At 39.6% G+C, this 227-nt stretch carries 1 pseudogene; it reads left to right on the top strand.

The features are described 5' to 3' along the window. Window positions 1-227: pseudogene (locus E4T68_RS09435) on the top strand (ISNCY family transposase); the annotation flags it as partial.

The raw sequence follows: 227 nt of genomic DNA, 5'->3' as shown, positions 1-227 counted from the left end.
CAATTCAGATGGTTTGGTCAAACTGTCTCTCATCTTCATGTTGCCATTGATGATGCTTCTGGTAATATTGTGGGTGCCTATTTTGCCCCACAAGAAACGCTAACAGGCTATTATCAGGTGTTGCATCAGATATTAACCAATTATGGTATTCCTGCTGCTTTTTTAACGGATAGACGAACGGTATTTGATTATCAAAGGAAAGGAACTCAACAGCTTCAAGACGATAC

The organism is Granulicatella sp. WM01, assembly GCF_004570605.1.
Classification (GTDB): Bacteria; Bacillota; Bacilli; order Lactobacillales; family Aerococcaceae; genus WM01.
This window is presented reverse-complemented; position numbering and strand designations above follow the sequence as displayed.